25 protein-coding genes and 1 tRNA gene are annotated in these 25,024 nt (G+C 67.0%); 8 read left to right on the forward strand and 18 right to left on the reverse strand.

From position 1 onward, the window contains the following. The first annotated feature begins 127 nt into the window (after window positions 1–127). Together MY55_RS19935 and MY55_RS19940 are read left to right on the forward strand one after the other, a co-directional pair. On the forward strand, window positions 128–1,099 hold the full coding sequence (locus MY55_RS19935) for a metallophosphoesterase family protein (protein WP_047236306.1): 972 nt from the start codon (window positions 128–130) through the stop codon (window positions 1,097–1,099). Between the two features lie 27 nt (window positions 1,100–1,126). Beyond that, window positions 1,127–1,456, forward strand: a complete 330-nt coding sequence (locus MY55_RS19940) for a cupredoxin domain-containing protein (RefSeq protein ID WP_081284763.1) — start codon at window positions 1,127–1,129, stop codon at window positions 1,454–1,456. A 75-nt stretch (window positions 1,457–1,531) separates the two neighbouring features. On the opposite strand, the gene nudB is transcribed toward MY55_RS19940, so the two are convergent. From nudB to MY55_RS19975, 7 genes are all read right to left on the reverse strand, one after another. Next, window positions 1,532–1,984 carry a dihydroneopterin triphosphate diphosphatase gene (gene nudB, locus MY55_RS19945; protein ID WP_065202917.1) on the reverse strand — a complete coding sequence of 151 codons (453 nt, stop codon included), beginning with the start codon at window positions 1,982–1,984 and terminating at the stop codon, window positions 1,532–1,534. After that, a complete protein-coding gene (locus MY55_RS19950) occupies window positions 1,984–2,604 on the reverse strand; it encodes a response regulator transcription factor (RefSeq protein WP_047236308.1) in 621 nt (206 codons plus the stop codon). Before MY55_RS19950 ends, nudB begins: the two co-directional genes overlap by 1 nt. A 14-nt stretch (window positions 2,605–2,618) precedes the next feature. Continuing rightward, window positions 2,619–3,905, reverse strand: coding sequence for a mechanosensitive ion channel family protein (locus MY55_RS19955; RefSeq protein ID WP_052258096.1), 1,287 nt, complete (start codon window positions 3,903–3,905; stop codon window positions 2,619–2,621). Window positions 3,906–3,959: 54 nt separating this feature from the next. Beyond that, window positions 3,960–4,646, reverse strand: coding sequence for a lipoprotein-releasing ABC transporter ATP-binding protein LolD (lolD, locus tag MY55_RS19960; protein ID WP_043575989.1), 687 nt, complete (start codon window positions 4,644–4,646; stop codon window positions 3,960–3,962). Next, a complete protein-coding gene (locus MY55_RS19965; RefSeq protein ID WP_197465983.1) occupies window positions 4,639–5,880 on the reverse strand; it encodes a lipoprotein-releasing ABC transporter permease subunit in 1,242 nt (413 codons plus the stop codon). The genes lolD and MY55_RS19965 overlap by 8 nt, the downstream gene beginning before the upstream one ends. A 10-nt stretch (window positions 5,881–5,890) precedes the next feature. After that, a complete protein-coding gene (locus MY55_RS19970; RefSeq protein WP_369816091.1) occupies window positions 5,891–6,112 on the reverse strand; it encodes a hypothetical protein in 222 nt (73 codons plus the stop codon). 61 nt (window positions 6,113–6,173) lie between these two features. Further along, window positions 6,174–6,911: a C40 family peptidase gene (locus MY55_RS19975; RefSeq protein WP_043576229.1), complete on the reverse strand. Its 738-nt coding sequence runs from the start codon at window positions 6,909–6,911 to the stop codon at window positions 6,174–6,176. Window positions 6,912–6,971: 60 nt separating this feature from the next. Between MY55_RS19975 and MY55_RS19980 the strand changes: the two genes are divergently transcribed. Next, window positions 6,972–8,654 carry an ABC1 kinase family protein gene (locus MY55_RS19980; RefSeq protein ID WP_065202919.1) on the forward strand — a complete coding sequence of 561 codons (1,683 nt, stop codon included), beginning with the start codon at window positions 6,972–6,974 and terminating at the stop codon, window positions 8,652–8,654. Window positions 8,655–8,757: 103 nt separating this feature from the next. Next, window positions 8,758–9,717: a hypothetical protein gene (locus MY55_RS19985; RefSeq protein WP_065202920.1), complete on the forward strand. Its 960-nt coding sequence runs from the start codon at window positions 8,758–8,760 to the stop codon at window positions 9,715–9,717. 4 nt (window positions 9,718–9,721) lie between these two features. Here MY55_RS19985 and MY55_RS19990 read toward each other — a convergent pair whose 3' ends face one another. Continuing rightward, window positions 9,722–10,507 carry a transporter substrate-binding domain-containing protein gene (locus MY55_RS19990; RefSeq protein ID WP_047236310.1) on the reverse strand — a complete coding sequence of 262 codons (786 nt, stop codon included), beginning with the start codon at window positions 10,505–10,507 and terminating at the stop codon, window positions 9,722–9,724. Between the two features lie 248 nt (window positions 10,508–10,755). Between MY55_RS19990 and MY55_RS19995 the strand changes: the two genes are divergently transcribed. Next, a complete protein-coding gene (locus tag MY55_RS19995; protein WP_043575998.1) occupies window positions 10,756–11,106 on the forward strand; it encodes a DUF2325 domain-containing protein in 351 nt (116 codons plus the stop codon). A gap of 78 nt (window positions 11,107–11,184) precedes the next feature. Here the strand turns inward: MY55_RS19995 and rlmF are convergent, their stop codons facing one another. From rlmF to hpnC, 10 genes are all read right to left on the reverse strand, one after another. Beyond that, complete coding sequence (rlmF, locus tag MY55_RS20000; RefSeq protein ID WP_047248454.1) at window positions 11,185–12,171, reverse strand: 23S rRNA (adenine(1618)-N(6))-methyltransferase RlmF; 987 nt, start codon at window positions 12,169–12,171, stop codon at window positions 11,185–11,187. A gap of 94 nt (window positions 12,172–12,265) precedes the next feature. After that, entirely contained in the window at window positions 12,266–13,162 is an 897-nt protein-coding gene (locus tag MY55_RS20005) for a hypothetical protein (protein ID WP_076098256.1), read from the reverse strand. A gap of 98 nt (window positions 13,163–13,260) precedes the next feature. Continuing rightward, window positions 13,261–13,440, reverse strand: a complete 180-nt coding sequence (locus MY55_RS20010; protein WP_043576004.1) for a zf-HC2 domain-containing protein — start codon at window positions 13,438–13,440, stop codon at window positions 13,261–13,263. Next, window positions 13,437–13,997, reverse strand: coding sequence for a sigma-70 family RNA polymerase sigma factor (locus MY55_RS20015; protein WP_047236313.1), 561 nt, complete (start codon window positions 13,995–13,997; stop codon window positions 13,437–13,439). The genes MY55_RS20010 and MY55_RS20015 overlap by 4 nt, the downstream gene beginning before the upstream one ends. 6 nt (window positions 13,998–14,003) lie before the next feature. Continuing rightward, the gene (radA, locus tag MY55_RS20020) at window positions 14,004–15,365 is read right to left on the reverse strand and encodes a DNA repair protein RadA (RefSeq protein WP_043576018.1); all 1,362 of its coding nucleotides are present in this window, start codon (window positions 15,363–15,365) and stop codon (window positions 14,004–14,006) included. A gap of 79 nt (window positions 15,366–15,444) precedes the next feature. Then, a complete protein-coding gene (locus tag MY55_RS20025; RefSeq protein WP_047236314.1) occupies window positions 15,445–15,984 on the reverse strand; it encodes a hypothetical protein in 540 nt (179 codons plus the stop codon). Window positions 15,985–16,000: 16 nt separating this feature from the next. After that, window positions 16,001–16,756, reverse strand: coding sequence for an SDR family oxidoreductase (locus MY55_RS20030; protein ID WP_047236315.1), 756 nt, complete (start codon window positions 16,754–16,756; stop codon window positions 16,001–16,003). Beyond that, a complete protein-coding gene (hpnE, locus tag MY55_RS20035) occupies window positions 16,753–18,030 on the reverse strand; it encodes a hydroxysqualene dehydroxylase HpnE (RefSeq protein WP_047243779.1) in 1,278 nt (425 codons plus the stop codon). Before hpnE ends, MY55_RS20030 begins: the two co-directional genes overlap by 4 nt. Then, entirely contained in the window at window positions 18,027–18,872 is an 846-nt protein-coding gene (hpnD, locus tag MY55_RS24315; RefSeq protein ID WP_047236317.1) for a presqualene diphosphate synthase HpnD, read from the reverse strand. The genes hpnE and hpnD overlap by 4 nt, the downstream gene beginning before the upstream one ends. A gap of 67 nt (window positions 18,873–18,939) precedes the next feature. Then, the gene (hpnC, locus tag MY55_RS20045) at window positions 18,940–19,752 is read right to left on the reverse strand and encodes a squalene synthase HpnC (RefSeq protein ID WP_047236318.1); all 813 of its coding nucleotides are present in this window, start codon (window positions 19,750–19,752) and stop codon (window positions 18,940–18,942) included. A 205-nt stretch (window positions 19,753–19,957) separates the two neighbouring features. Here hpnC and MY55_RS20050 point away from each other — a divergent pair. The 3 genes from MY55_RS20050 to MY55_RS20060 all read left to right on the forward strand — a co-directional run bounded on the left by MY55_RS20050 (window position 19,958) and on the right by MY55_RS20060 (window position 25,024). Further along, window positions 19,958–20,033, forward strand: a tRNA-Ala gene (locus MY55_RS20050). 192 nt (window positions 20,034–20,225) lie between these two features. Then, window positions 20,226–21,317: a CHASE domain-containing protein gene (locus tag MY55_RS23105; protein WP_065202921.1), complete on the forward strand. Its 1,092-nt coding sequence runs from the start codon at window positions 20,226–20,228 to the stop codon at window positions 21,315–21,317. Beyond that, a complete protein-coding gene (locus MY55_RS20060) occupies window positions 21,302–25,024 on the forward strand; it encodes a PAS domain-containing hybrid sensor histidine kinase/response regulator (RefSeq protein ID WP_244270702.1) in 3,723 nt (1,240 codons plus the stop codon). The genes MY55_RS23105 and MY55_RS20060 overlap by 16 nt, the downstream gene beginning before the upstream one ends.

Genomic DNA, 25,024 nt, shown 5'->3' on the forward strand with positions numbered 1-25,024 from the left:
CGGGGCTTCTCTTTCCCTTCCCTCCTCGCCGCAAATCCCTTGTGATGTCGCAATGCGGCATCTAGGCTGGACTGAGTCGCACCCGAGCCGGACGGGCTCCGATTTCCACTCAGCGGGAGGGCGTGCCATGAAGCAAGAGGAAAGCAGGCAGCAGACGACGGACGGAGACGCGCCCGACGGCGGACGGCGCAAAACCTTGTCCTGTCTGGCCGAATGGTCCGGCGCGGCCATCGTCTGGACGATATCGGGAGGCATCCCCCACGCGCTGGGCGCCGGCAACGCGGCGGCCGCCGCGGACGGCAAGGCGCTGACCTTCGTGCAGATCAGCGACACCCACCTGGGCTTTCACAAGGAAGCCAATCCGGACGTGGTGGGCAGCCTCAGGCAGGCGATAGCCGACATCAACGCGCTGCCGCAAGCGCCGGCCTTCGTGCTGCACACCGGCGACGTCAGCCACCTGTCCAAACCGGAGGAATTCGCGCTGGCGCGCGATATCTTCAAGGAAATCCGCACCGACCGCGTGCATGCCATTCCCGGTGAACACGACGCGATAGACGACGGCGTCAGCGGCTATCTGAAATTCTTCGACCACGACGGCAAGAGCCGCGCCTGGTACAGCTTCGACCAGGGCGGCGCGCACTTCATCGCGCTGAACAATGTGCTGAATTTCAATATGGGCCGGCTGGCGGCGCTGGGAGAGGAGCAACTGGCCTGGCTGAAAAGCGACCTGGCCGGCGTTTCGCGCTCCACTCCCATCGTGGTGATGGCCCACATTCCGATGTGGACCGTCTACGAACCCTGGGGCTGGGGCACCGCCGACGCGGCGCAGGCGCTGGCGCTGCTGCGGCCGTTCGGCTCGGTGACCGTGCTGAATGGCCACATCCACCAGGTGCTGCAAAAAGTGGAAGGCAATATCGCGCTGCACACCGCGCGCTCGCTGGCCTACCCGTTGCCCACGCCCGGCCAGGCCGGCGTCGGCGAGCCCGGTCCGCTGAAGGTGCCGGCCGGCGAGCTGGGCAAACTGCTGGGCACCCGCCAACTGACGGTAGTGCCCGGCGCGCAGCGGCTGGCGATGATAGACAGGCCGCTGGTCCGCTGATCGCCACATTCCATGGAGACCACCCGAATGACACTCCACCGCATCGCCGCCGCGCTGGCGGCCCTGCTGTTCGCGCTCGCCCCGGCCGCCTGGCCGGCGCCGGCGACCGTGACCATAGACATTTCCAAATTCGCGTTCAACCCCAAGGAGATCACCGTCGCGCCCGGCACCCGCATTATTTGGACCAACCGCGACGACACCCCGCACACGGTCAACAGCCGCGACAAGATCTTCGCGTCGAAGGCGCTGGACACCGACGACAAGTATGAATACACCTTCGCCACGCCCGGCGACTTCAACTACTACTGCGTGGTGCACCCGTATATGACCGGCGCCGTGCACGTGCGCAAGCCGTAAGCGCAGCCGGCAAACGCGACAAAGCCCGCATTGCGCGGGCTTTTTCCATGGGTGCGCCTTCTCGCGCCGGGCCGGCTACGCTTCCGGCAGGCCCAGCCGGCCCGGCAGCAAGCGCAGCGCCTCGGCGTTGGACGGCGAAAACGCCAGCGCGGCCGCCTCGTCCCAACGCAGCCAGCGGTAGGCCAGGTGTTCGCGCGGGGCCAGCGTCACCGCGCGCGGCGCGTCAAGCAGCAGGCCGAACACGTGCTCGTCGTTGTGGGTGACGCCGTCCGGGTAGCGGTGGCGCCAATGCGGGTAGATCTCGTAGCGGTTGACGATGCCCCAGTCGCTGAGCTGGCCGGCGCCGATGTCCAGCCCGGTTTCCTCTGCCACTTCGCGGCGCGCGGTGTCGATCAGCGCCTCGCCGCCTTCGCGGCTGCCGGTCACCGATTGCCAGTAGCCGGGCTTGTCGGCGCGCTCCATCAACAGCGCCTGGCCGTCCTTGCTATGTATCACCACCAGTACCGATACCGGCTGCTTGCTGCCCATCAGAGCTTGCCTCCCTGCGCGCCCGGCGCCGCCAGCATGCCCGCCAGTTCCACCGCCGACTTGACGCCCATTTTCTCGAATACCCGCGAACGGTGCACTTCCACCGTCTTCATGCTGATACTCAGTTCCTCGGCGATCTGCTTGTTCAGCTTGCCGGCCAGGATCAGCTGCATCACCTCGCGCTCGCGCTCGGTCAGCAGCGCCAGCGCCGCCGACACCTTGCGCTGATGGCCATGCAGTTGGCGGTTCTGCTCGTCCAGCGCCACCGCCGCCGCCGCGCGCTCCAGCAGGTGCACGTCGTCGAACGGCTTCTCGATGAAATCGAGCGCGCCCAGCTTCAGCGCCGCCACCGCGTGCGGCACGTCGCCGTGGGCGGTCAGCATGATCACCGGCGGGCAGTACGGCCGGCCGGCCAGTTTCTCCAGCAACACGATGCCGCTGATGCCGGACAGCCGGAGATCCAGAATGATGCCGTTGTACTCCGCCTCGCAGCCGTCGGCGAGAAAGGCCTCCCCGCTGTCGAAGCCGTCGGCGCGGTAGCCCTGGCCATCCAGCAGCCACAGCAACGATTGCAGCACCGCTTCGTCGTCGTCGATGATGGCCAGCCGTTTTGCGCTCATTGCCTTCTCCTGCCTCACGCCTGCGCGGGCTTGTCGCCGATGATGCGCACTTCCCGCTGCGGGAACGGAATCTCGATATGGTGCTGCTTGAACAGCCGCCAGATGGCCAGGTTGATGTCCGACTTCAGCCCCATGAAGCCGTTTTCCGGATCAGCCACCCAGAAGCCCAGCTCCAGGTTGATGCCGCTGTCGGCGAACAGCGTGACGAAGGCGTTCGGCCCCGGGTTCTTCAGCACCCGCGGCTGGTCGGCCGCCTGCTTCAGCAGCGACAGCGCAAGGTCGAGGTCGGTGCCGTAGGCCACCTGCACCGGCAGGCTGGTCCACATATTCTTGTCGGAGTACGACTGATTGATCACCGTATTCGACATCAGCGCGTCGTTGGGAATCAGCGCCTCGGTGCCGTCGGCGCCCTTCAGCACCACGTAGCGCGAAGTCATCTTGGTGACGTAGCCGACGCGGTTGTCCACCATCAGCCGGTCGCCGATGCGGATCGAGTGGTCGAGCAGAATGATGAAGCCGGACACGAAATTGCTGGCGATCTTCTGCAAACCCAGGCCCAGGCCGATGCCCACCGCGCCGCCGAACACCGACAGCACGGTCAGGTCTATGCCCATCACCGGCAGCGCCACCAGCACCGAGGCCACCACCAGGCCGGTGCGGGTGAGCTTGGCGAACACGATGCGCAGATTGGGGTCGAGGTGCTTGAGCTTCATGATGCGCGCTTCAAGCAGGCGGCTGGCCCACAGCGCCACCACCACGATCACCGTCACCCACAGCAGGCCGTTGATGATGGTCAGCAGATCCAGCCGGGTCTTGCCGATGTGGAAGGAGATGGACTCCAGCCAGTCCATCACCGCCACGTCGAAGCCTATGGTCCAGCTGACGAAGCCCAGCCAGAACATCGAGGCCAGAAAGTGTTCGGTATTGCGCTCGAACTTGCCTTGCGGCAGCGCCTGGCGCACCACCGCCGTGCACAGCCGGATCACCGCCAGCCAGAACAGCAGCGCGCTGATGATGTGCAGCACCAGCATAGGCGCGTGCTCGAAGCGGCTCCAGGCCAGGCTCACCAGCACCACCAGCAACTGGGCCGACACCGGCAGCACCAGGCGGAAGCCGGTATAGGGCAGGAAGCGGTCGTAGCGCTCGGGGTGATGGGCGAACCAGTGGATGAACAAGCGGCGGGCGATCGCGTAGGCGGCCAGCACGCACAGCGCGCCCAGGCCCAGCTCGATCAGGCCGTTCTCGGTCTGCAGCGCGTCAAGCAACGCGAAAAAATTCATTTCCTTGCGGATGAACAGCAATGTTCCACTCCTTGTTTAACGGCAAACCGCCCCTCGCCGGGGCGGTTTTCAGGCTCAGGCGGATTCGGGCGCCGCCAGCCTGCCTTCGTTCAGGCGCAACACCCGCTGGGTGCGCGCCGCCAGGTCCAGGTCATGCGTGACGATGATCAGGCTGGTGCCCAGCGTCCGGTTCAACTCCAGCATCAGCTCGAACACCTGGCGCGCGGTCTGGGCATCCAGATTGCCGGTGGGCTCGTCGGCGAGCAGGCAGGCAGGCTCGGTCACCAGCGCCCGCGCGATGGCCGCGCGCTGGCGCTCGCCGCCGGACAGCTCGCCCGGCTTGTGCTCCAGCCGCTTGCCCAGCCCCACCCGCTCCAGCATGTCGCCGGCGCGGCGCGCCGCCTCTTTCTTGTCCATGCGGCGGATCAACAGCGGCATCATCACGTTCTCCAGCGCCGAGAATTCCGGCAGCAGATGGTGGAACTGGTAGACGAAGCCCATCGATTCATTGCGCAGCTTGCCGCGCTCCTGCTCGGACAGCTTGGACAAGTCCTTCCCCAGCACCTCCACCGTGCCATGGCTGGGGCTGTCCAGCCCGCCCAGCAGATGCAGCAGCGTGCTCTTGCCGGAACCGGACGCGCCGACGATGGCCAGGTGCTCGCCCTTGGCGACTTCCAGGCTGACGTCGCTGAGCACGTCCAGCGCCAGCTTGCCTTCCTCGTAACGCTTGCCCAGCCCCTGGCAGCTCAATACCTTACTCATAGCGCAGCGCCTCCGCCGGTTGGGTGCGCGCCGCGCGCCAGCTGGGGTACAGCGTGGCGAACAGGGCCAGCAACAGGGAAATGATGGTGATGGTGGACACGTCGCCCCACTGCACGTCGGACGGCAGGTAGTCGATCATGTACACCTCGCTGGACAGAATCTTGGTGCCGATGATGCGCTCGATCACCGGCACGATCACGTCCAGATTGAGCGCGATCACCACGCCGCCGACGGCGCCGGACAATGTGCCCAGCACCCCGGCCACCGCGCCCTGGATCATGAAGATCTTCATGATGCTGCCGGGCGACGCGCCCAGCGTGCGCAGGATGGCGATGTCGGCCTGCTTGTCGGTCACCACCATCACCAGCGTCGATACCAGATTGAACGCCGCCACCGCGACGATCAGCGTCAGGATGATGGTCATCATCCGTTTTTCTATCTGCACCGCGCGGAAATAGTTGGCGTTGGTGTCGGTCCAGTCGGTCACCATCAGCTGCGGCAGCTGCGGACGCAGATCGGCCTTCAGCTGCGGCGCCAGCATGGGGTCGTCCAGCTTCAGCCGCACGCCGCTGACGGTGTCGCCCATGCGGGCGAGCAGCTGCGCGTCGCGCAGATTGACCATCGCCAACGAGGCGTCGAATTCGAACATGTCCACCTTGAACAGGCCGGTCACGGTGAACTGCTTGGTGCGCGGAATCATGCCGGCCGGCGTGATGTTGCCTTGCGGCGTCATCAGCGTCACCTTGTCGCCGACGCCGACGCCCAGCTGGCGCGCCAGCTCCACGCCCAGCGCCATGCCGAAGCTGCCCGGCTTCAGGTCTTCCAGCTTGCCGGCCACCATGTGGCGGCCCACGTCCACCACCTTGTCTTCCTGCGCCGGATCGATGCCGCGCAGCAGGCCGCCGCGCACATTGCCGTAGGCGACGAACAGGCCCTGGCTGTTGACGAAGGGCGCGGCCGCCACGACGTGAGGCTGCTTGACCAGCATGTCGCGCGCGCCCTGCCAGTTGCCGAGGCGGCCATCGTAGCTGCTCACTTCCAGATGGGAAGCCACGCTGAGGATGCGGCCGCGGATTTCCTTCTGGAAACCGTTCATCACCGACAGCACGATGATCAGCGCCGCCACGCCCAGGGCGATGCCGACGATGGAAATCAGGGAAATGAAGGAAATGAACCCGTTGCGGCGCTTGGCGCGCAGGTAACGCAGCCCGATAAAGGCTTCAAATGGCATCAAGATGGTTCTCTCATTCGGTGCGGTAGGGGTTGTCCAGGTTCTGCATCATCGCCACCATGAAGTCGCGCACCTGTTTTTCGTCGCAGCCCATCAGCACGGCGTCCTCGAAGGCGTCCTGCGCCATCTGCGCGATCTCCTCCAGGTTCTCGCGCATCACTTTCAGTTTTTCGACGCAGGCCACCACGTTGCCGTCGGGGTCGCGCCACACCGGAAATTCCATATTCAATGCCATTGACTCAGTTCCTGAAAACACGATGCCCGCCAATGCGGGCATCGCGGTTCGGCCAGGCCGCTCAGTGCCTGCCCTTTTTCTTCTTGCCGCCCTTCGCCGCCTTGCCTGACGACTTGCCGCGGGCGGCCTCCGCCTTGCACTTCTTGTGGCCCTTGCGGCATTTGACCTCCGCCGCCGGCGCGGCCTTTTTCGCCGCGCCTTTTACGCTGACGTCATCGGAAGTGTCCGCCGTCTGCCCGGCAGTGCTACGATTGACCCTGCGCGCGCCGTTGAAGCGCGCGCTCCAGTAGCTCTGCGTCAGGTTGGACACCTCGATGTTCTTGCCGGTTCGCGGCGCGTGGATGAACTTGTTGTTGCCCATGTAGATGCCGACATGGGAATAGTTGAAGCCGCGCGTGTTGAAGAACACCAGGTCGCCCGGCACCAGTTCGGCCCGCGCCACCGACTTGCCCACCTTGGCCATTTCGGCGGCGGTGCGCGGCAGGTTCACCCGCAGCGACTTCTGAAATACATAGCGGATGAAGCCGCTGCAGTCCAGGCCGTCGTCGGGCGTGTTGCCGCCGAAGCGGTAGGCGACGCCCAGCAGGCTCATCGCTTGCAAAAGCAGGTCGCCCACCGCATCCTCTTGGGGCGCGGCGTATTTGGAGATGGGGTCGTCCGGTTTGTCCGGCGCCGCGCTTTCGGCGGCGGGCTTCCCCTCTGCGGGAGCCTTGTCCGGTGTAGCCTTGTCTGGCGCGGCCTGGGCAAAAACCATGAAGCCCGCCAGCGCCAGCGCTGATAAGCGGAGTTGCAATTTCATAGGCCGCACTCTATCGGACGGGACCGGGAGTGTAAAGCCAGGCGGGACAGTGGAAAGCACATGATTCGGGAAACCTTGATTGCAATGCGGGACTTACCGCGACTAAGAGAAATCAGCGGAATTTTGATTCGTCATGGCCTGGGAGAGTTCGCCCAGCGGCTCAAACTGCCGCGCGCGGTGGAAAAGGCCGGCGAGTGGCTAAATCTCGGCCTGCCCGACGGCGCTGCCGGCCAACCCACCGCGGTGCGGGTGCGGCTGGCGTTCGAGGAGCTGGGGCCCACTTTCATCAAGCTGGGGCAGATCCTGTCCACCCGGGTGGACGTATTCCCGCCCGACTGGATAGACGAATTCGAAAAACTGCAGAACCAGGTGCCGCAAGTGCCGGCCGCCGCGGTGAAGAAGCTGATCCGCGAAGCGCTGGGCGCCGAACCGGACGAACTGTTCGCCGAATTCGACATGCGCCCGATCGGCTCCGCCTCCATCGCCCAGGTGCACCACGCCCGGCTGCCGGACGGCCGCGAAGTGGCGGTCAAGCTGCGCCGCCCGGGCATCATGGAAAAGGTGGAGGCCGACCTGCGCATCCTGGCCCACCTCGCCCACCTCTTGGAGCTGGAGTTTCCCGAGCTGCGCCGCTACCAGCCCTCCAGCATCGTCGCCCAGTTCTCGCGCTCGCTCAGGCGCGAGCTCGACCTGGCGATAGAAGCGCGCAATATGGACCGCTTCGCCAAGGACTTCGCCGACGATCCGCACGTCGTCGTCCCCAAGGTGCATTGGCAATACACCCGGGCCGCGGTCAATGTGCAGGACTTCGTCGACGGCGTCTCCGCCGGCGAACTGGCCCGGCTGGAATCGAGCGGGCTGGACCCGGTGTTGCTGGCGCAACGCGGCGCCGACGCGGTATTGAAGATGATACTGGTCAACGGCTTCTTCCACGCCGACCCCCACCCCGGCAACGTGTTCTTCCTGGCCGAGCACCGCATCGCCTTCATCGACTTCGGCATGGTGGGCCGCATCAGCCACGTGCGGCGCGACGAGATCGTCGACTTGCTGTCTGCGGTGGCCGAGCACAACGAGCACGGGATCATCGACGTGCTGGTCGAGTGGACCGGCAACACGCCGGTGGACATGCAGAAATTCGCCGACGAAGTGGGCGAATTCATGTTCCAGTACGAACACGTGCCGCTGAAGGGGCTGAACATCAGCCAGCTGATCGCCGACATCATGACGCTGATCCGCAACCACGGCATCGTGCTGCCGCCGGACATGGCCATGCTGTTCAAGGCGCTGATCACGCTGGAGGGCCTGGGCCGCCAGCTCAACCCCGACTTCCAGCTGGTCGCGCACATCACCCCCTTCGTCAAGGAGTTGATCGTCGCCCGCTATCATCCGGCGGCGCTGCTCAAGCGCGGCCGCCAGTCGCTGTCGGAAGGGCTGGAGATGATCACCGGCCTGCCGCGCGACCTGGTGCGCATCGGCCGCGACATGCGCCACGGCAAATTCCGCGTCAACCTCGACCTGCAGCGGCTGGACAACTTCGGCAAGCAGCTGGACCGCAGCAGCAACCGGCTGACCATGGGCATCGTCACCGGCTGCCTGATCATAGGCTCGTCCATCGTGATGACGGTGAACGCCGGCCCCAAGCTGTTCGGCCTGCCCTTTTTCGGCTTCGTCGGCTTCATGCTGGCGCTGTTCAACAGCGTGTGGCTGGTCTGGTCGATCTGGCGCTCCGGCAAGGACTTATAAGCCGGCAAGCAGCCATTGGAACCATTGGCAATAAGGAAAACTGCGGCGTCAAGTCGACGGCGGACAGGTCGATAGCAGGGGGTGCGCCCATCAGGACATCGCCATGAAAATCGCCTCCGCCACCGTCAGCCTTGGCAGCAGCTTCAGCCAGAGCCAATCCCTCAGCGTCACCCAGACCCTCGCCGTGCAGCAACCAATGCCGCAAGCCGACAGCGTGCAGCTGAGCAGCCAGGCGACCCAGTCCAGCCTGCTCGGCCATCTGGCCTCGGACAAGGACGCCGTCTACAGCTTGATCGAAGCGATACTGGAGAAAGCCTTCGGCGTCCACTTCAAGCTGCTGTGCCTGTTTCCGCTCAACCCAGACCAAACGCAAGCGCCGGCCGCAGCCCAGCCCGAAGTCAGCGCGCAGCAGGACATAGATTACCAGGAGCAGCAGCGGCTCAATTTCACCGCCAGCGGGCAGATCACCACCCAGGACGGCAAGCAGTTGCAATTCTCGCTGAACATGCAGATGCAGAGCAGCTATCAATACCACAGCAACCAGCGCTACCAGTCCGGCGGAGCCGCAAGCCACGACCCGCTGATGGTCAACCTGGCTAGCAACGCCGGCAGCCTGGACGGCGCCAGCGTCAGCTTCGACCTGCAGGACAACGGCCAGATGGCGAGCCTGCCCTTCTCCAGCCAGGGCGGCTGGCTGGCTCTGGACAAGAACGGCGACGGCAAGATCAATGACGGCAGCGAGCTGTTCGGCCCGCAGTCGGGCAATGGCTTCGCCGACCTGGCCAAGCTGGACAGCAATCACGATGGCGTGATCGACGAGAACGACCCCGCCTTCGCCCAGCTGAAGATCTGGACTGGCCGCGACAGCAGCGGCAAGGACCAGCTGCTATCGCTGAAGGATGTCGGCATCGGCGCCATCCTGCTGCCCAGCGTCGACGCGCCGCTGACGCTGCGCGCCAATGCCAGCGACCCCGCCCCGCAAGCGCAGATGCGGCGCGCCGGCGTCTTCGTCAAAGACGACGGCGAAGCCGGCATGATCAGCCAGCTGGACGTCTACGGCTGAGCGCCTATTGCGGCCGGCTGACGATGTCGGCCTTGAACCATTTGCGCGATAGTGCCTGCAAGGTGCCGTCGCGCTGCAGATGGCCTATCGCCCGGTTCACCTCGGCCAGCAGCTGCGGATTGCCCTTGCGCACCACCACGCAGGCATCCTCCCGCGCCAGCATGCGCCCGGCCGGCACCAGCTCGCCCTTGCTCTGCAGCGACAGATTGAACGCCGCCAGCCGGTTGATCACGATGGCGTCCACCTCGCCGCGGCGCAGGCCGTCGTACTTGGTCGGATCGTCCTGATACAAATGCACGTGGGCCTGCGGCGCATGGGTCCGCAGCCATTGCTCGTAATTGGAACCCGAACTGACGCCGACATGGGAGCCGGCCAGATCGCCGGCGTTATGGAAACGCGCCAGGTCCGCCTTGCGCACCACCAGCTGCAAGCCGGAATAGGTATAGGGAATGGAAAAATCGAAGCGCTTGGCGCGTTCGGGCGTCGCCACCACCTGGTTGATCACCACATCCAGCCGCCCGGCCGCCAGGCTATTCAGCATATGCTCCCACAGCACGGTCTGGAAACGCGCCGCCACCCCCATCTGCGCCGCCAGCGCCCGGCCGAAGTCCACTTCGAAGCCTTGCAGCCGGCCGTCCTTCATCTGGCTGTACGGCGGAAACGTCCCCTCCAGGCCGATCAGCAAGGCATGATCGCGCTGCGCCCTCGCCCACGGGCCGTCGCCCGCCCGCGCCAGCGGCGCCAGCAGCAGCGCGCACAGCGCCCACCTCCCCCACACCGCCACCGTCATATCGCTTCCCTCCCCGCGCCTCACTGGCATTAAGGGCAAGCCCCATCTTTACAAAATAGGCGATGGCCACCGGCCGGCCAGGAAAAAGCGGAGGAAAATCCTTTTCCGACAAGGCATTCCGCGCGCGGCAGCCCAAAGCGGCGGCCACGCTTCCGCGCCAGGCTGAGGAAAAAAACCTTGAAAAACGCGATTGACTCTGCAAATGATAATTATTATCATTTTCAAAAACCCACACAGGAGCAAGTCAGATGAACGCCATGCTGGTAGGAGCCGATACCCTGGGCAATATCCCCGACGTGCTGCAGAACTACGGCATCACCATCCACCGCCACCTGAGCGGCCGCAACAGCTCGCACCAGCGCAAGGTGGACCGCCTGCCGGCAGGCACCGACCTGCTGATCCTGTTCACCGATTTTCTCGGCCACAACGTGATGCGCCATTTCCGCGACCTGGCCGCCGAGGAGAAGATCCGCTTCATCGCCTGTCGCCGTTCCGTCTGCGCGCTCAAGCAGTCGCTCACCGGCGCCGGCATGTGCGAAAACCCTTGCGCCGCCTGCCCGCAACGCGCCAGCGAAAAGGCCGGCAAGCGCAAGCGCTGACCGGCCGCGGCAAAGCTTTTCTCTAAGCTCTACCTTTGTAGATTGACGAGCCGGCGCAAGCCGGCTCTTTTTTTCGCCTCAGCCTTCCGCCAGCCGCACCGCCGGCGGCTGCCAGCGGCGCTGGCGCCAGTCGTTCTGCCGCTGCCGGTCCATGAAGGTCCACGCCACCAGGCGGCTCTGCTTCTGCCCCTGCGCCATCGGCACGGTCAGGCTGTGGGCGCCCGCCTGCCGCAGCGCGCGCTGGATCGCGGCCAGGCTGGCCGATTTGGACACCAGGCTGGTGAACCAGTACACCCGCTCCGCCAGCGCCGCGCTCTCTTCCACCATCCGGCAGACGAAGGCTTCCTCGCCGCCCGCGCACCACAATTCGCGGTTCTGCCCGCCGAAATTGAGCTTGGGCGAACGCTTGCCGCCGTCTTTGCCCAGATTCTGCCATTTGCGCCGCGCAGCGGCGTCGGCTTCGGCCTGGGAGGCGTGGAACGGCGGGTTGCACAGCGTCAGGTCGAAGCATTCATCGGCCGCCAGCACATGGCGGAATATCGACTGCGGCGAGGTCTGCCGGCGCAGCTCGATATGCGCCGCCATGCCGGGATTGGCCGCCAGAATGGCCTGGGCGTTGCTCAGGGCCTCGTCGCCGACATCGGTGCCGACAAAGCTCCAGCCGTACTCGGCATGGCCGATCAGCGGGTAGACCGCGTTGGCGCCGGTGCCGATATCCAGCGCGCGGATGCCGGCGCCGCGCGGAATGCCGGTCTTGTGCCCGCGCGCCAACAGATCGGCCAACGCGTGGATGTAGTCGGCGCGGCCGGGAATCGGCGGGCACAGATAGCCGGCGGGAATGTCCCAGCCGTCGACATCGTAAAACAGCTTGAGCAGCGCCCGGTTCAGCGCCCTCACCGCCGCCGGGTCGGCGAAATCCACCGACTCGTCGCCGAAAGCGTTCTTGCCGACATGCGCGGCCAGCCCGGGAAATGCCGCGATCAGCGCGGCGAAATCGTAGCGTCCCTGATGGCGGTTGCGCGGGTGCAAGCGGGCGGCGGGCGGGGCGGACGGTTTGGCGGGCATGGAAACTCCTGAAGCGGCGATGCGAACCGGGGCGATCCGCCCCGGCGAAAGGCGACACTATACCCAAGTTGGCCCGGCGGCGCAGGCCGCCGCGCTAGGCCGGCGCCGCCGCCAGCGCCTGGGACCGGCGGTCGAACCACTCGCGCAAAGCGGGATCGAAAGCCTCCGCCAGCCTCCGCGCCTGTTCCCACGCCGCCTCGGCCTCGCCGCGCCTATCCAGCCGCCGGCAGGCGCGCGCCCGCTCCAGCAGCAAAAACGCCCGGTCCACGTCCTCCGGGCCATTGGCGGCGATCAAGGCCAGGCCGGCGTCGGCCGCCCGCAAAGCCGCCTCGGCGTCGCCCAGGCGGTTTTCCACCAGCGCCTGCAGATAGCGCGCGCGTTCGCGGTTCAGCCAAGTGCCGGCCCGCAGCCACAAATCATGCGCGCGATCGGCGCCTTGGCGCATCGCCTGCGCCACCGCCTCGTCCGCTTCGTCCAGCTGCGGATGGTCCAATAGCGCGGACACGATATTGTTGAGCGCGGCGGCCAGCGCCGCGTCCTGCCCGCTGGCCGGCGGCAAGGACTCGGCCAGCAGCGGCGCCAGCGCCTGCGCCGTTTGCCGCGGCGGCTGCCCGGCCGCCAGGTGCTGCAAGCTGGCGAAACGCACCACGCGGCCCGCCAGTTCGCCGCTGACGCCGCAGGCTTCGGCCAAACGGGCCTCCAGTTGCCGGGCATCCGCCTCCTGTCCCCCCAGGCCGGCGGCCACGGCGGCGCTGCGCAGCAGCCGGGGCGCGGCGGCTCGCGACAGCAGCTTTTGCTGCAGCGACCAGGCGGCTTCCCAGCCGCCCTGCGACTCGCCGACCACATGGTTGATCAGCCAGCTCAGGCTGGACAGTTCTTCGTCGCTCAACGGTTCCGCATCCGCCAGCAGACGCAGCCCTTCGGCCGCCGCCGGCAAATCGTCGTCATGATCGGCAAGCAGTTTCTGCAGCATCCGGCTGGGTTCCATCATTCCGCTCCTGGTTCGAATTCAGACCGAATCATGACAATGAATTAATCGGCCGCCAAGAAAAAACCGGCTGCCGCCGGTTTCGTCATTCCTTCATGCGCCTACTCGCCCTGCCCCGCCCGGCGCGCCGCCTGCTGCAACAAGGCCAGCTGCTGCGAGAACTGGCGGCAATTGCCGCACAGCAGCAGGTGCATTCTCAGCTTCAGGTGTTCGCCCGTGGTCAACGGCCGGTCCAATCCGGCGGATATCAGCCGGCTGGCCGCGCGGCAACTCAACTTCATAGCTCGCCCTCCCGGCTCCAGCGTATGGAAAAACATTCGCGCAGGCTCATCCGCGCGCGGTACAGCAGCACCGAACAGTTGGTCGCGGTGATCTCCAGATTGTTACAGATGTCGGCGATTTCCATACCCATCACCTCGCGCATCACGAACACCATCGCGGTGCGCTTGGGCATCACCTGCGAGCATTGCTCGAACACCTGCCAGAACTGCCGCGAAATCAGCTGCGATTCCGGCCCGCTCCAGGCCTTCACCGGCTCGCGCCAGTGGCCATCCTGGCTGAACAGTCCATCGAAATCGCCGTCGTCGGCTTCGTCCTCCAGCGATTCGAACAGCTTCTCCCTGCCCTTGCGCCGCATGCCGTCTATCAGCTTGAAGCGCAGGATGGAGGTGAGCCAGGTGCGCAAGGTGGACTTGCCGGAGAAATTGTTCTGCGACTCCAGCGCCGCCAGCAGCGTTTCCTGCACCGCCTCCTCGGCCGCGTCGCGCTCGCGCAGCTGCGCCAGCGCGTAACGCAGCAGGTAGGGCCGCTCCTGCTCTATCAGTTGGGCGTCTATCATCCGGGTCTACTCCCTGCAGAATTCCACCGCCTGGTCCAGGCGGTCCACCGCCAGCACTTTCAGGCCCTCGATTTCCTGGCGCGGCTTGTTGGCCGTCGGCACGATGGCGCGGGTGAAGCCGAGCTTGGCCGCTTCCTTCAGCCGCTCCTGCCCGCGCGCCACCGGCCGCACTTCGCCGGCCAGCCCTACTTCACCGAACACCACCAGCTTTTCCGGCAAGGGCTTGTCGCGCAGCGACGACACCATTGCCAGGATGATGGCGAGGTCGGCCGCCGGCTCGATGATCTTCACCCCGCCCACCGCGTTGAGGAACACATCCTGGTCGAAACAGGCGACGCCGCCGTGGCGGTGCAGCACCGCCAGCAACATGGACAGCCGGTTCTGCTCCAGGCCCACCGCCAGCCGCTTGGGCTGGCCGCCGTGGCAATCGTCCACCAGCGCCTGCACCTCCACTAGCAGCGGGCGGGTGCCTTCCTGGGTCACCAGCACGCAGGAGCCGGCGACATCGTCGCGGTACGAGGACAGGAAGATGGCCGACGGATTGGACACGCCTTTCAGGCCGCGGTCGGTCATCGCGAACACGCCCAGCTCGTTGACCGCGCCGAAGCGGTTCTTGATCGCGCGTATCATCCGGTGGCTGGAGTGCGAATCGCCCTCGAAATACAGCACGGTGTCCACCATGTGCTCCAGCACGCGCGGGCCGGCCAGCGAGCCGTCCTTGGTGACGTGGCCCACCAGCAGCACGGTGATGCCGCTTTGCTTGGCCATCCGCGTCAGCTGCGCCGCGCATTCGCGCACCTGCGACACCGAGCCCGGCGCCGAGGTGACGTGCTCGGTGTACAGCGTCTGGATCGAGTCGATCACCACCACTTCCGGCGGGTCGTTCTTCAGGGTGGCCAGGATGTTTTCTATGCAAATTTCCGCCAGCAGGTTGACGCTGCTGGTATCCAGCGCCAGCCGCGAGGCGCGCAGCGCGATCTGCTGCGCCGACTCCTCGCCCGACACGTACAGCACCTTGCGGCGCTGGCCTATCACCGACAGCGCCTGCAACAGCAGCGTGGACTTGCCGATTCCGGGGTCGCCGCCGATCAGCACCACCGCGCCGCGCACGATGCCGCCGCCCAGCACCCGGTCCAGCTCGTCGATGCCGGATGGGTCGCGCGGGGTTTCCTCGGTCTGCACTTCGGACAGCCGCTGCACCTTGGTGACATTGGCCGCCCACGACTGGAAGCGCGGGCCGGCCGCCGCCGGCGTGGACACCGCTTCGGTCAGGGTGTTCCAGGCATTGCAATGCGGGCATTGGCCCTGCCATTTGGGCGTCTGCCCGCCACACTCGGTGCAGCTGAATACGGTTTTGGTTTTGGCCATCGGAAAAATCAGGACAAGGTGGAAGGAGTCAAGGCGGGAAGGATAGCAGGAGCGGCGCGAGCGGGCTCTGGAAAAACGCTCAACCCGGCGCGCGGCCCGGATCGGTCTTGTTCAGATCCTGGATGATGTTGAGCAGGCGCTTCTGGTCCGGCTCGCCCTTGCCACTGGACTGGCGCGCGGCGCTGCCCGCGCTGCTGGGGCTGCCGTTGCGCATCGCCGCCAGCACCGCTTCCACCTGCGGGTCGTTCTTGGCGGCGCGGTCGGCCTCTTCGCTGGTGAGCGGCTTGGGGCCGTCGCCGTTCTTGCCCCCCGACATCGCGGCGCTGGCTGGCCGGTCGGCCGACATCGCGGCGCTGGAGCCGGTCGGTTTTTCCGGCGGCGGCGCCATCGTCTCCAGCTTGTTCTTCGCCATGTATTCGTTCATCTCGCGCCAGCCGGCGTAAATCGACGCCTTGTCGGCTTCCGGATTGCGCAGATAGCACTCTTCCAGCGAGCGGCCGGTCTGGCGGCAGGCCGCGCCCACCGCCTTGTCGGAATCCTTGGTCAAGCCGGAAACCGTGCCTACCCAGTTGCAGCCGGCCAGCGCCAGCAGCGTCATCAGCAAAACCAGTGCTTTCATCTTGTTCCCGCCTTGTTCACGATTGCGGCTTGCGCAGGTCCAGCTCCACCACCTCGCCGCTGCGGCCGCGGCTGTCGCCGCCCAGCCAGTACAGCAGATGCGGCATCAGATCGGCCAGCTCGCCGCGCTCGCCCTTGGCCTCGCCCGGGTGGGTGCGGTTGCGCTGCGGCGAGTTGACCGGTCCCGGCGTCAGCAGGTTGACGCGCAGATTGGCGTGCATCTCCCACTCGCTGGCCGCCACCTTGGTCAGATAAGGCAGGCCGGCGTTGGACGCGCCGAAGCCGCCCCAATACGCCGCCGGATGCAGGCCGTGGCTCTCGCCGACGAACAGCACCGACGCGTCCGGCGCCGCCTTCAGCAGCGGCAGGCAGGCGCGCGTCAGCGCGAACGGCGCCACGGTGTTGATCCGGTACTGGTTCATCCATTCTTCTATGGTCTGGTTCGACAGCGGCGACAGCGCGTAAAAATGCGAGGCGCAGTGGAGTATGCCGTCAAGCCGGCCGAATTCGCGCTGGATGGTCAGGGCCAGGTTGCCGAACTCATTCTCGCCCGCGTTCAGGAGGTCGAGCGGCGCCGCCGCCGGTTCCGGCGCGCCGGTGGCCACCACTTCATCGTAGACCTTCTCCAGCCCCTTGACGCTGCGCGCGAGCAGCACCACCGCGGCGCCGTGGCGCGCCAAGGCCAGGGCCGCCTCGCGGCCTATTCCCTGGGAGGCGCCGGTCACCAGGATCACGCGCCCTGCCAGGGCATCTTTGGCAAACTCTGTTTTCATTGTCGTGCTTTCATTCGTAAATCCTGCATCACCGCTGCCGCCGCGGCCACCCCGCTGCGCGCCGCGCCTTCCAGCGTGGCCGGGTAATCGGGACATGCCCAATCGCCGGCCAGATAAATTCCTTCCGCGCCGCTGCGGACCGTTGCCCGCCGCAAACCCACCGCGCTGGCGAAAGTGGCGCGTTTTTCCACTATCACCTTGCATTCGATCGGCTGTTCCAAATGAGGCGCCAGCCGACGCACGTCGTCCAGCACCGCGCGCACCAGTTCGTCCTGCTCCGGCAGCGCCGGCGGCGCGCTGAGCACCGCCGCCACCAGGCCGGCCTCTCCGCACAGCGCCTCGCGGTCGAACAGCCAGTCGGCCGCGCCGCCGCGCACGCCCATCATCGGCGCCGGCAGGCGCGGCGAAGCCGCGAAGCGCAGGTAGACGGTGACGATGGGACAGTAGCGGTAATCCTGCAACTGCGCCCGCAAGCGCGGCTCGTCCAGCAAAGCGGCCGCATGGTAGGGAGCCGCGGCCAACACCACGGCGTCGTACGCCTCGCCATCCACCAGCAGCCTGCCCGCCTCCCGCGACAACCGGCGCACCCGGCTGCCCAGACGCAAGTCCGCTCCCTGGCCGGCCAGCCAGCGCCAAGCGGGCTCGGGAAACAGCGCCGACAGGTGGCGCGCCGGCAGCAGCAGGTCGCTGGCCGCGCGGCGCGCGCCCAAGCTGTCTCGCAGCACGGTCGCCAGCACCTGCATCGATGCCTGCTCCGGCGGCGTGTTCAGCGCCGACAACACCAGCGGACGCCAGAATTCGCGCAGCGCCTCCTCCTGCTGGCCGTGGTCGCGCAGCCAGTCGGCCACCGCGCAGTCCTGGGGCAAGCGATAAGCGGCGGCGCGCAAACCCAGCAGCGCCCGCGCCAGCTGCCATTTGGCCGACCAGCCCAGGCCGCGCGCCGCCAGCAGGCCGGCTGCCAGGTGCAGCGGCGCCGGCCAGCGCGGGCAGCGCATGTCCACCCCGCCCTCGCGCCGCCACTGCAGCGGCAGGCGGCGCAGCAGGCTTTCGGGCTCGGCCCCCACCCGCCGCATCAGGCGCAGGCATTCTGCATAAGCGCCCAAGAGAATGTGCTGACCATTGTCAAACCTGTCGCCATCCGTGCCGACCTGGCGCGCGCGGCCGCCGGGTTCGCGTCCGGCTTCCAGCACGGTGAGGTCCGCCTCTCCGGCCAGCTCCACCGCGGCGGCCAGGCCGGCCCAGCCGGCCCCCACCACCGCCACCCTGGGCTTCACGGCCGGTAGCCGAGAGTCCAGGTTTTCCAGGCCAGCCACAATTTGCGGCCAGTGCCCAGCGACAAGCGCTGGTTCAGCACCTTGGCCGGGCCGTCCTGCTGGATTTCCCGCAGCGTGGCGCGGTAGATGGCGGCCATCAAGAGGCCCGGCCGCTGCGACTTGCGATCCGCCGCCGGCAGCAGCTCCCATGCCTTGCGGTAGTGCTCCTCGGCGCGCTCGATCTGGAAGGCCATCAATTGCTTGAACGCCTCGCTTTCCTCGTAATGCAGGATATCCATCGCCGGGCAGTTGAAGCGCTGCAGCTCCTCCATCGGCAGGTAGATGCGGTCGCGGCGCGCGTCCTCGCCGACGTCGCGGATGATGTTGGTCAGCTGGAAGGCCACGCCCAACTCATGCGCATACTCCAACGTACGCTCGTCGCTATAGCCGAAGATGCGCGCCGCCAGCTGGCCCACCACGCCCGCCACCCGGTGGCAATACAGCAGCAGGTCCTGGAAACGCTGGTAACGCACCATGGACAGGTCCATCTCCATGCCGTCGATGATTTCCTCCAGTTGCTCGCGCGGCAGCTGGAAGGCGGACAGATGCGGCAGCAACGCGCGCATCACCGGATGATCGGCCTCGCCCTGGTAGGCCCGGCCCACCTGGCCGCGCCACCAGGCCAGCTTGGCCTGCGCCACGCCCAGGTCGTGGCACTCGTCCACCGCGTCGTCCACCTCGCGGCAAAAGGCGTACAGCGCGGTGATGGCGCTGCGCCGCTCGGCCGGCAGAAAGCGGAAGCTGTAATAGAAACTGGAGCCGCTGGCCGCGGCCTTGTCCTCGCAATACTGATCGGGCGTCACACGCCTCTCCTATGCTGCCGCCGGCGCCGCCCGGGCGCCGGCAAGATTTCCATCGCGGGCGCCGGCCTCATACGGCCCGGCATGCCCGCCACATCATGTATATCCAATCCAGGCCGTTCAGCTTGGGCCGCTGCCTGAACACGTCGCCGCCCGAGGCGTGCAGCTTCTTCAGGATGCGCTCGCCGCCCAGGATGATCAGCCGCAGCTCCAGTCCCAGGCGCCCCTGCAGCGTGCGGCCCAGCGGCGCGCCGGCCTGCAGCATCTTGCGGGCGCGCTCCACCTGGTACAGCATCATGCCGCGCCAGGCGTCGTCGCACTGGCCGGCCTCGATCCGTCCTTCGTCCAGCCGGAAGCGCGCCAGGTCGTCCTGCGGCAGGTAGACCCGGCCTTTTTGCCAATCCACCGCCACGTCCTGCCAGAAATTGATCAACTGCAGCGCGGTGCAGATGCCGTCCGACTGGGCCAGGCTGCGCGCGTCGTCGACGCCGTACAGCGCCAGCATCAGCCTTCCCACCGGATTGGCGGAGCGGCGGCAGTAATCGACCAGCTCGGCGAAGCTCTGGTAGCGCGTCTTGACCACATCCTGGCGAAAAGCCGACAGCAGGTCGTGAAACGGCTGAAACGGCAGCCCATGCGCGGCGATCGCCGCCGCCAGCGGCCGCATCAGTTCGATCTGCGGCTCCGCGCCGGCCTCGATCCGCGCCAAATCGGCGGACAGCCGGTCCAGTTCGGCCAGCCGCGCGGCCGCGTCGGCGTCGCCCTCGTCCGCCACATCGTCGGCGTAGCGCGCGAAATGATAGATCGCATGCACCGCCCGCCGCATCCGGCGCGGCAGCAGCAGCGAACCTACCGGAAAATTCTCGTAATGACCAACCGACATCCGCGCCTTCCCGCCCTCATCCAGACTGCCGATTATAACCGAGCGCCCGCCCAGCCACAGCGTCCTGAGGCCTGACAATGCCATGCGCGCATGTCCTCAGCCATGCCAATCGTCGCGGCGCGGGAAATTTCACGTTTTGCGCCGCCCCGGGTTTACAAGCGCCCGTCGGCGACATATACTCGCTCCCACTGTGAATGCAGCGCATGGGGGTATAGCTCAGCTGGGAGAGCGCTTGCATGGCATGCAAGAGGTCAGCGGTTCGATCCCGCTTATCTCCACCAAAACCTGCTTCACACGCCGCCAGACGGCCCGCCCTTCCCAGGCGGACAAAAAAACAGCCCGCGCAAGCGGGCTTTTTTCATTCCTTTCGCCCACACGCCCCGCGTCGCAAATTCCCCGATCATAACTATGATCAATTTAAGCCGGGCGCGCGCCCGCGCCGGTCCCACCCAACCGTTGCGACGACATTCGCCATGACGAGCAAGCCCCACCTCTCCTCGGCCGCGCGCTGGGCGGCGGCCACGCTGCTGCTGGCGCTGGCGCTGACCACGCTGGCCTGCCGGCAGATCGAGCAGCGCAATGCCGAAACGTTGCGCCAGGCCGCCAGCCAGCAGGCGCAACGAGCGCTCTCCGCCATCGTCGAGCGGCTGCAGCGCTACGCCTATGGCCTGCGCGGCGCCCGCGGCGCGGTAGTCGCCGCCGGCGACGGCCCCCACGCTCAGGAAGCCTTCCACCGCTACAGCCTGAGCCGGGAGCTGCCGCGCGAATTTCCCGGCGCGCGCGGCTTCGGCTTCGTCAGGCGGGTGCCGGAAACCGAACTGAAAGCCTTCGCCGCCGCCATGCGCGCCGCCACCGGCTTTTCCGTTCACCAGTTCCAGCCTTACCGCGCCGAGCACGCCATCATCCAGTTCATCGAACCGCTGGCCGCCAACCGCCAGGCCGTCGGCCTGGATATCGCCTCCGACCCCGACCGCCGCGCCGCCGCCCAGGAGGCGGTCGATAGCGGCGAGGCGCGCATCAGCGCGCCGGTCACGCTGCTGCAGGCGCCGCGCCTCAGCAAACAGGGCTTTCTCATCCTGATGCCTATCTACCGCGACATCCTCACGCCGGCCAGCCTGGCCGAACGTCGCGCGCAGGCGCTAGGCTGGAGCTACACCCCGGTGGTGATGCCCGAAGTGCTGGCCGGCCTGGAGCAGGATCCGCAGGACGGCTGGGTGGAGCTGAGCGACGCCACCAATCCGGCCAATCCGCTCGGCTTCTTCCGCAGCTACGCCTCAGGCTCGGCCGAAGCCGCCGTCGCCACCCAATCGGCGCCGATTTTCGGCCGCGTCTGGCGCCTGACCTTCCACGCCAGCCCCGCCTTCGCCGACAGCCTGCAGCTGCCGCCAACGCGGCTGCTCAACCTGGGCAGCTTGCTGTTCAGCCTGTTCTGCGCCGCGCTGGCCTATGCCTGGCGCAGCGAAATGCTGTCGCGCAAGCGGCTGCTGGACGCGAGAATGACCTCGCCACCATTGTCGAAAGCTCGATCGACGCCATCATCGGCAAGACGCTGGACGGCATCGTGATCAGCTGGAACAAGGGCGCGCAGGAGATGTTCGGCTACCACGCCGGCGAAGCCCTCGGCCGCTCGCTATGGCAATTGATCGTTCCGGAGGACAAGGAGCGCGAAGAGCACGACATCCTGTCCCGCATCGCCCGCGGCGAGCGCATCGCCCATTTCCAGACGGTGCGCCGCCGCAAGGATGGCAGCCTGATCGACGTGGCGGTGTCGGTGGCGCCGATCTACGGCGACAACGGCGCGGTGATTGGCGCGGCCAAGACGGTGCGCGACATCACCCGGCAAAAAGCGATGGAAGCGGAGCTGCTGGCGCTGAATACCAGGCTGGAAGAACAAGTGGCGGAACGCACCTTGCAACTGGAAGGCGCTCGCCGCGACCTGCGCACGGTGCTGGACTCGGTGCCCTCGATGATAGGCTACTGGGACAAGAATCTGGTGAACCGGGTGGCCAACCATGCCTATCACAACTGGTTCGGCCTAGAGCCCGACAGCCTGCCCGGCACCCGGCTGCCCGACCTGCTGGGCGAGGCGTCGTTCTCCATCAGCCGGCCGCACGTGGAAGCGGCGCTGCGCGGCGAATCGCTGCGCTTCGAACGCACCCTCCCCGATCTGGACGGCAACCCCCGCCACACTCTGGTCCATTATCTGCCCGACGTGATGGACGGCGAAGTGCGCGGCTTCTACTCGGTGGTGCACGATGTCACCGAACTGGTTGAAGGCCGGCTGCAACTGGCGGCGGCGCTGCGCGAGAACCAAGCCTTGCTCGGCATCATCAACGAGCAGCTGCAATACGCGGTCACCGACCCCGAGGGACGCTTCCTGGAAGTCAACGACCGCTTTTGCGAGATCAGCGGCTATCGCCGCGAAGAGCTGCTGGGCCGCAACCACCGCATGCTGGCCGAAGGCCTGCACGACGAGCCGTTCTGGCAGGGCATCCGCCAGACGCTGGACCGCGGCGAAGCCTGGCACGGCGAAATCTGCAACCGCGCGCGCGACGGCTCGCTGCGCTGGGCCGATACCGTGATCGTCCTCCAGCGCGACGGCGACGGCGCGATCGAACGCGTGATCGCGCTGCGCATCGACGCCACGCGCCGGCGCCTGATCGACGCCGAAGTCAGCCGGCTGAGCCTGCTACTGTCCAATGTGCTGAGCGCCGCATCGGAAGTTTCCATCATCGCCACCGACCGCGACGGCCTGATCACGGTGTTCAACGCCGGCGCGGAGCGGATGCTGGGCTATGTCCAGGATGAAATGGTGGGTCGCTGCACGCCGGCCCGCTTCCACCTGGCCGACGAAGTCGCGGCCCGCGGGCGCGAACTTAGCCAACAGTACGGCGAAGACATTGCCGGCTTCCGGGTATTCGTCCATGTGCCGGAATCGGCCGGCGCGGAAATCCGCGAATGGACCTATGTGCGCAAAGACGGCGGCCACGTCGCCGTCTCGCTGGCGGTCACCGCGATGCGCGACGGCGACGGCGCCATCAGCGGCTATGTCGGGATCGCCACCGACATCGCCGAGCGGCGGCGCTCGGAAATGCAGCTGCGGCAAGCCAAACAGCAGGCGGAACAGGCCAATCAGGCGAAAAGCCGCTTCCTCGCCAATATGAGCCACGAAATCCGCACGCCGCTGAACGCGGTGCTGGGCCTGCTGCAGCTGCTGCAGCGAACGCCGCTGGACATCCGCCAGCAGGACTACGTGGCCAAGACCCGCGCCGCAGCCAATTCACTGCTGGGGCTGCTCAACGATATCCTGGACTTCTCCAAGATCGAGGCCGGCAAGCTGCAGCTGGACCCCCACCCCTTCGCGCTGGACGACCTGCTGCGCGACCTGGGCATCATCTTGTCCGGCAGCCACGGCGACAAGGACGTGGAGCCGGTGTTCGAAATCGACCCGGAACTGCCGGCCGCGGTGATAGGCGACCGGCTGCGGCTGCAGCAGATCCTGATCAACCCGGCCGGCAACGCGATGAAGTTCACCGAACGCGGACAGGTGATCATCAGCGTCGGGCAGATCCTCAGACAAGGCGACGCGACGACGCTGCACTTCGGCGTCAGCGACACCGGCATCGGCATCGCCGCGGAACAGCTCAAGCGCGTGTTCGACGGCTTCACCCAAGCCGAAGCGTCCACCGCCCGCCGCTTCGGCGGCACCGGACTGGGGCTGGCGATCAGCCAGCGGCTGGCGCGGCTGATGGGCGGCCAATTGGAAGCGCAGAGCGAACCCGGCCGCGGCAGCCGCTTCTGGCTGGAAATCACGCTGAAAATCGCCGATCCCGCGCCGCTGGTGGCCCCCGGCGGGAAAGCACTGCGAGTGCTGATCGTCGACGACAACCCGCTGGTGGGAGAAGTGCTGGGCCACACGCTGCAGGCCGCCGGCTGGCATAGCGACTACATCGCCAGCGGCGCCGAGGCCGCGCGCGCGCTGGAGGCGGGCCGCCGCTACGACGCGGTGCTGCTGGACTGGCGCCTGGCCGGCAGCGACGGCGTGGAAACCGCGGCCCGCCTGCGCGCCGCCGGCGCCGGCAAGCCGCCGGTGCTGATGATGGTCACCGCCAACGGCCGCGAGACCCTGTCGCACATCGCCGACGCGCCGTTCGCCGAACTGCTGACCAAGCCGATGACGCCGCGGCAACTGATCGAGTCGGTGCAAGCCTGCCTGAGCGGCCGCGCCGGGCCGCCCTGCCAGATCGCCGCCGAGCCGCGCCTGCCCGGCATGCGGCTGCTGCTGGTGGAGGACAACGCGCTGAACCGGCAGGTGGCGTCGGAGCTGCTCGCCCTTGAAGGCGCGCGCGTAGAGCTGGCGGAAGGCGGGCTGAGCGGCGTGGAAAAAGCCACCGCGGCCGACGCCGATTACGATGTGATCATCATGGACATGCAGATGCCGGACATAGACGGCCTGGAAGCGACGCGGCGCATCCGCGCCAGCGGCTGCGAATCGCCGATCCTGGCGATGACCGCCAACGCCAGCCCCGCCGACCGAGCCGAATGCCTGGCCGCCGGCATGGACGACCATATCGGCAAGCCGATAGACATCAATCAGCTGGCGCCGCGGCTGCTGGCGCTGTGCGGACGCGCGCCGCGGACCGAAGCGGCGGTCGTCGGCGCCGCGCCCGCCTTCGACATCGAACCGGAGGAAGTCGTGCTGCGGCGTTTCGGCCAGCAGGCCGACACCATGCGCAACGCCCTGCGCCGCTTCATCGAGGAAGCGGAACTGCTGGCCAATTTGCTGCAACTGCAGCTGGAAAGCGGCGACGCCGCGCAGCGGGCGGCGACGCTGCACTCGCTCAAAGGCATCGCCGCCACGGTCGGCGCCGCCGCGCTGGCCCGCCGTGCCGGCGAATTGGAGCAATGCGCGAAACCGTCGGCGCCGCGCCCGCTGGATGCCGATGCTTGGCGCGAAGCCGCCATGGCGCTGCAGCAGCTGGCAAAAGACAGCGTGCGCCAGCTGGCCCGCCGCCTGCCCGAACCGGTCGCGGCTGCCGCGCCGGCCGCCGCGCCGGCGCTGTCGGTTCAGGAATGGCGCGAGCGGCTGCAGGCGATCCAGCCACTGCTGGAGCGCGGCAACCTGGCCGCCATCGACCTGGCCACCGCGCTGCTGCCGCTGGCGGGAGAGCGCATGCGGCCGCAAGTGGAAAGCCTGGTGGCGCAGGTTGGACGATTGCAATTCGCGCCTGCCCTGCATCTGCTCAAAACCCTGATCGAAAGCGAGCCATGA

The sequence above is a fragment of the Chromobacterium subtsugae genome (assembly GCF_001676875.1).
Taxonomy (GTDB): domain Bacteria; phylum Pseudomonadota; class Gammaproteobacteria; order Burkholderiales; family Chromobacteriaceae; genus Chromobacterium; species Chromobacterium subtsugae.